The following is a 5,612-nucleotide window of genomic DNA, read 5'->3' on the forward strand; positions in this document are numbered from 1 at the left end:
GTGGGGCCGCCTGGAGGCGGTCGCGGTAGTCATCGGGCAACAGGATGAGGGGCGTCACGGGGTGGGCATGCGTGCCCGCCTGGAGCTGCCCCTGTTCGCCGCGCTGTACGTCGCTGGTATAGACCGTGTGCTTGCCGCTGAGGTCGCGCATGACGCTCAGGACGGCGGCGCGGGAACGGGTAGACATGTCCTTGCTGTAGAGCGGGTAAGCGTCCAAAGCAGGCAGGGAAAGGCGCAGCATGACCAACGGGCCGTAGGCGTCATACATCCCGTTCAGGTGCCGCAGGCGGGCGTGGTGCTTGCGGGTGACCGGCGGGGGGTAGCCGTCGTGGGTCTCCAAGTGAGCCTGGAGCATCGGGTACACGTCGCGCTGGTCCGGTGCAAGGTCAAGGCGTCGGTCATGCGCCCGTGCGGTCAGCGCCTTGCTGTAGGCGAGGTCCGACAGGTAGGCGTCGCGCAGGACGCCCCGCGTCCGTAGGTGGTCGCGGGCGCGTCGGCGTGGGGGGCTGTAGGTCGCGTGGGCAGTGTCGCCGCTCCACATCGTCAGTCGCCCCGCTCAGTCTGGTCCGGTGGCCGGTGGAGGCGCACTTGCCGGAGACCGTCCGGGGTCCGGGATACCTCCAGCGCCACACGCTCAGTCGTAAACGGCGGGAGGCGGTCGGCGTCGGGCGTGTCGGCGACCAGCTCCGGGTCATGGTGGCCGTGGCGCTCCACAAAGGCCAGGAGCGCGTCGGCGGTGATTCGGTAGGCCGTCCGACCGGGACCGAGGCGCACGGCGGCGAGGTGGCCGCGGGTGATGAGGTTGGTCACCGTGCGCGTGGAGCAGGCCAGCAGCTCCGCGGCGGTCGCCGTATCCAGGAGCGTCCCTTCACCGAGATGGAGGGACGCGGGCGGGGGGTTGGGGTGGGTGAGCGCGGTGGAAGCGGTCATGGAGACATTCTACCACGGTCTTTCTGTCATTGCCGTAATCAGTCCCCACAAACACACAAGATTCTGTCGGTCAGGGGTCCGACCGGGCGTCCGCATACGAGTTTGGGTGCTTGCTGGGAGCTGCGACGGCTACAGTTCAATAGTGGACATTTCCGACTTGGTGGCAGCTATAGAGCGTCAAACTGCGGTTTTAGAAGAGATTAGAGACTCTCTGGACACAACTCAGTCCATTCTCAACTCTATAGATACGGCAGTCTTCGCCATTAAGCTGGATGTTAAGACTATTGATTCCCAGACTTTTGAGGCGGAATACTCCCTTAAAAGCATAGTCGCAGACATAGACTCTATTAAGTCCGACATATCTTCGATTGGCTTTGACGTCGCCGCTATGGGATGAGTCTCAACTGCTTAATCGCTTAGCTAACAAAGCACCGGGAGACCGGAGGTCGGGCCATTCGGCGAGGTCAGCCTGGAGGCGGGCGAGCTGTGCGGCCAGCGCCTGGAGGCCGTGGCGACCCTCCACCTCCGCTTCCCACGCCTGCCAGATGAGGCGGCAGTACCAGCGCCGGGAGTGCTGGTCGCCGAGCGCGTGGGCGACCGTGGAGGCCATGACGCCGACCAGGGCGGGCCGCTTGCTGGGGTGGGCGTCGCGCATCAGGGGCAGCATGTAGACCACGTCCTGGAGCGTGCTGGGGCCGCTGCAAGGGTCAGAGACTAACGGGGGACTGGTCTGTCCTGGAGTAACGGCCCATGCCCGGAGGGTAGATATCCACTCCTCTGGAGGTTTTTGGTCTGACCCTTGCAAAGCCGACCACGCTGTCCGACCCGCGGCGCGGTCAGCGTCCAAGTCCCGGTATTGGTGGGAGAGGTCGGCATGGGTCAGGTGGGCGCGGTGCCCTGCCTGGAGGGTCACGGCGTACAGGGTGCCGTCGCTGCGGGTCATCCCCTTACTGGTCGTGAAGTGGGCGCGGGCGTCTACCAGTCCCGCCTCCCGGAGCGCCTGAGTCCAGCGCCACACGGTGACCACATGGCAACCGAGAGCCGCGGCGAGCAGCTCCTGGGGCTGGTGGAGCGTGACCTGGGAAGGCGTGACCCGGTACCCGCGGGCGGCGACCGTCGCCACGCCGACCCCGTGGAGCAGCTCCAGCAACCGGCGAGGGCCACGGGCCAGGGCGGAGAGGTCGGTCACGGTCTCCAGCGGCGCACAGGAGGGCCGTGGAGGGGGGGGCGGGGCCGGGTGAGCGGGAGAGAGCCGCACGGCGACCACCGACGGCATGGAGGGCCGCGTGGTCGCCGTGGGCGTAGGCGAGGTCAGGCTGGAGGCCGTGCTGGTCGGGCTGGTGCCAACAATGGCAGCGTGGAGACGGGCGAGAGTTGCGGAGAGCCTAGAGGAATGTGTGGTCAAGGGATGTACACGCCTTCCCCAGAGCGCATACACTGAGCTTGCTTAGGGCTGGGGCGTGTATGCGTCCCGGTTTTTCTTTTGGCCCGACTCTACAGCACGCGGGCAGGGCGCAGGGGCGGCATCAGATTGCTTGGGCTGGTCAGCGCAACGCCTGAGCCAAGAATAGACGCCCGGTAGTGGCCTTTGAGTCTGCCAATTCGATGTACAAGTCAGCAAAGATGTTGCTGTAATCGCCAACTGGGGTACGGCAGAAATGACCAACAGCGACATTAGCCATTCTCAAAGCCGTAAAGAATTCGATGTTGGCGGTGAATGAAGTAGTCGACCTATTGGTGTTGTCACCACTCTTATCTAAGTAGCTGCTAATCCTCTCTGTGAAAGCACGCTGAGTGTCTATGCCCGTTCGCAGCCTTGCCCGAATAGCGTCACAGTTTTGCGTAGACGGCGTCCCCTCAAATAGAAAATTCGACACATCCAAAACTAGCCGCCGCGTATCCAATTCCATACGCGTAAGTTCGGTGTTGGTCGGCATGGTCTGAGCCGAGGCGACCGTCGACACGGCCAGGACCCCCACACTAAGCATCGTCTTCATAGTCTCAAGGTATCCCTGCCTAGGAACCTTTGCAGCAAATTTTGCGGCTCATAGCAGCTTCTCAGCCGTGAGGCGGTATTCGTCGCCGACCCGCTCCAGGAGGCCATATCGGACCAGGGCCGCGACGGTGCGGGGGTCTACGGTATCGGCGACCTCGCCGACCACGTCGAACAGCTCCGCGGTCTCGCCTGTCCGACCACCAGGGCGCACGCGGAGCCGCTCGCCGCGCTCCAGCGCCTCCACCAGATTCTGGTGATTGGGCTGGAGCTTCTTGGGGCGCTGAGGGGCCGCTGGAGCCTCCGCGGGGGCGGGGGCCGGTTCAGAGGCCAGGGCCGGGGTTGCCGGGGTGCTGCCGTGGCTCTGGGAGGCAAGCAGCAGTCGGCGGAGGTCGGCGACCTCATCCCGGAGGGCGCGGAGTTCCTCCAGCACGGTCTCCAGGTTGCTGTGGGGCGTAGGGCGGTCGTGGCGGAGGGGGAGGTCCCGCCCGTCGCGCAGGGCGGTCAGCGCCTCCACCGTGGAGAGGCCGGGGTGGTCCCGCATCAGGGCGGCGGCGTGTTGGACGCGCTCCACGGCGACCGGCGGGAAGACGCGGTGCTTGCTGTTGCGGGGGTCCGGTGGCAAGGGCGCGTCGGTGAAGACCGTGTCATAGGCCGTCGCCATGCGCCGGACGGTGCGGTCGGACACATCGAGCAGCTTTGCCAGCCTGCCGGGAGTCATGTAGTCGCCGTTCATGGGGTCAGCTTACCGGACACGCGGTCGGACGCATGACCGGTCATGCGGTCGGACACGGAGCTAGAATGTCCGGCGATAATGCCAATTATCATCGGAGGCGACCCCGTGACCACGAAAACTACCGACCAAACCACCCTCCCGCCCCTGCCTGACCCGCGGGCCATGAATGGAGTCCGACACGGGATTCTCTCGGAGCTGGTGCCCGCCTGGGAGCGTGAAGGGTACGCGGCGCATGCGCGGGCCATTCGGGAGAGCGTCGGCGCGACCGACTACCTCCAGGAGCGCCTCGCCGACCGAGCCGCGCTTGCGCTGTGGAGGTTGGACCGGGTCGCCCGCTGGGAGGCCGCGGAGCTGGAAGCCGACCACAGGCGATTCCATGACCGACTCAGGAGCAAGGTGGTCACGTTCGGCCTACCCGACGTGGAGTCCGCCCCTGTGGATGCCCTGAGCCTCCGCGACAGCCTCGCCGCGCTTGCCCGCATGACGGGGGAGACCGAGGCCGCGCTGGTGCGTGACCTGGAGACCGTGGAGCTGGTCGCCGCCGACCGAGACCGGGAGGCGCAAGCGTGGGAGGCCATGCGGGAGGGTGACCTGGAGCGCCTGACCACCGACCAGGTGGAGGTCGTGGGCGTGCCCTTGCTTGCCGACCTCCAGAATGAATGGGACGCCGACCCCGCCCGCCTCGCCCGCCTCATGTGCGGCGGGAAGGCCAGCAAGCAGGACGCTCAGGCGGTCGCCGACTGGGATTGGACCGTGGAGCCTCAGGAATTGCCGCCGCTGGTCGCGGAGGCGGTCCGACTTGCCGGGTCGGAGGCGTGGTCGGCGTGGCTATTGCGCCAGCAGCTCAAGGCCAGCCGGGAGGCTCAGCAGCTCCGCGCTGTGCTTGCCCGCTTGCCGGACCTCATGCGCCAGGAGTTGCTCCAGGCGACCGAGCCGGACACCAAGCGGCTTGAGAAGGTCGCCCGCTACGAGGCGCACCTGGAGCGGGTCCTGTATCGGGCGCTCCGGGAGTTGCAGGCCATGAAGGACGCCGACCAGCCCGACCTCGCCGACCCTGCCCAGTCCAGCCTCGCCGCCGCTGCGACCATCCAACCGGACAGGTGGCCGGACACCCCACAATGAATAACGCCCGCTTTATACAGCGGGCGCGGGTGGAGCGGCGACACGGTCAGGATACCATACTTCACAGTTTTGCCGTACCAGACGCGGTTTTCTCCGGACAGTTTTTCGTGCGCCGAGTCGATATGTCGCCCCTTTGTGCATATCGCTGATTCCTGGGGTCTGGTCGCGGGTCTCACTGCGGTCACCCTGTCTGCTTCAGCCCCGCGTCGGTGGCCGCTCCGGTTCCTGACGTTGCTTCGGTCTCCGCCCGCGTCCCTGCCGGTCATGGGTGGGAGTTGGACGCTTAAGTAGAGAGGAGCGGCAGGACGTTCTTGCTCCAGCCGAGCTTCACGGGCTGGTTTTTCTGGGCGAGGCGGCGCAACTCATCCTCCAGGGCTTGCAAGTAGACCGGGCTATTGGGGTTATCGAGCCGACCATCAGGGTGACGGGTAACGTACCGGGCGACTGCCTCCCGGTCATCCGCAGTCGGCAGGATGACGACCCCGTGGGCGGCATGGCGGGGTAGTTCGGTGCCGCCTCCAGAGCCATGTGGGGCCGCCTGGAGGCGGTCGCGGTAGTCATCGGGCAACAGGATGAGGGGCGTCACGGGGTGGGCATGCGTGCCCGCCTGGAGCTGCCCCTGTTCGCCGCGCTGTACGTCGCTGGTATAGACCGTGTGCTTGCCGCTGAGGTCGCGCATGACGCTCAGGACGGCGGCGCGGGAACGGGTAGACATGTCCTTGCTGTAGAGCGGGTAAGCGTCCAAAGCAGGCAGGGAAAGGCGCAGCATGACCAACGGGCCGTAGGCGTCATACATCCCGTTCAGGTGCCGCAGGCGGGCGTGGTGCTTGC

The 5,612-nt window shown here is 66.1% G+C and carries 8 protein-coding genes; 2 read left to right on the top strand and 6 right to left on the bottom strand.

Going from position 1 to position 5,612, the window contains the following annotated elements:
* On the bottom strand, positions 1–541 hold a 541-nt coding region (locus tag F8S09_RS17415; RefSeq protein ID WP_152872692.1), incomplete at its 3' end, for a hypothetical protein.
* 2 nt (positions 542–543) lie between these two features.
* On the bottom strand, positions 544–930 hold the full coding sequence (locus F8S09_RS17420; protein ID WP_152872693.1) for a helix-turn-helix domain-containing protein: 387 nt from the start codon (positions 928–930) through the stop codon (positions 544–546).
* 142 nt (positions 931–1,072) lie between these two features.
* Between F8S09_RS17420 and F8S09_RS17425 the strand changes: the two genes are divergently transcribed.
* Complete coding sequence (locus tag F8S09_RS17425; protein ID WP_152872694.1) at positions 1,073–1,327, top strand: hypothetical protein; 255 nt, start codon at positions 1,073–1,075, stop codon at positions 1,325–1,327.
* 3 nt (positions 1,328–1,330) lie between these two features.
* On the opposite strand, the gene F8S09_RS17430 is transcribed toward F8S09_RS17425, so the two are convergent.
* The 3 genes from F8S09_RS17430 to F8S09_RS17440 form a co-directional block, all read right to left on the bottom strand.
* Complete coding sequence (locus tag F8S09_RS17430) at positions 1,331–2,119, bottom strand: hypothetical protein (protein WP_152872695.1); 789 nt, start codon at positions 2,117–2,119, stop codon at positions 1,331–1,333.
* A gap of 355 nt (positions 2,120–2,474) precedes the next feature.
* Positions 2,475–2,927: a hypothetical protein gene (locus F8S09_RS17435; RefSeq protein WP_152872696.1), complete on the bottom strand. Its 453-nt coding sequence runs from the start codon at positions 2,925–2,927 to the stop codon at positions 2,475–2,477.
* A 48-nt stretch (positions 2,928–2,975) separates the two neighbouring features.
* Positions 2,976–3,659: a hypothetical protein gene (locus tag F8S09_RS17440; protein WP_152872697.1), complete on the bottom strand. Its 684-nt coding sequence runs from the start codon at positions 3,657–3,659 to the stop codon at positions 2,976–2,978.
* A gap of 105 nt (positions 3,660–3,764) precedes the next feature.
* On the opposite strand from F8S09_RS17440, the gene F8S09_RS17445 reads away from it, so the two are divergent.
* Positions 3,765–4,781 (top strand): hypothetical protein, encoded by a 1,017-nt coding sequence (locus F8S09_RS17445; RefSeq protein ID WP_152872698.1) that lies wholly within the window; start codon positions 3,765–3,767, stop codon positions 4,779–4,781.
* 283 nt (positions 4,782–5,064) lie between these two features.
* Here F8S09_RS17445 and F8S09_RS17835 read toward each other — a convergent pair.
* Positions 5,065–5,612, bottom strand: a 548-nt coding sequence (locus tag F8S09_RS17835; protein ID WP_194165427.1) for a hypothetical protein, incomplete at its 5' end; no start/stop codon positions are given.

This window comes from Deinococcus terrestris (genome assembly GCF_009377345.1).
GTDB classification, from domain to species: Bacteria; Deinococcota; Deinococci; order Deinococcales; family Deinococcaceae; genus Deinococcus; species Deinococcus terrestris.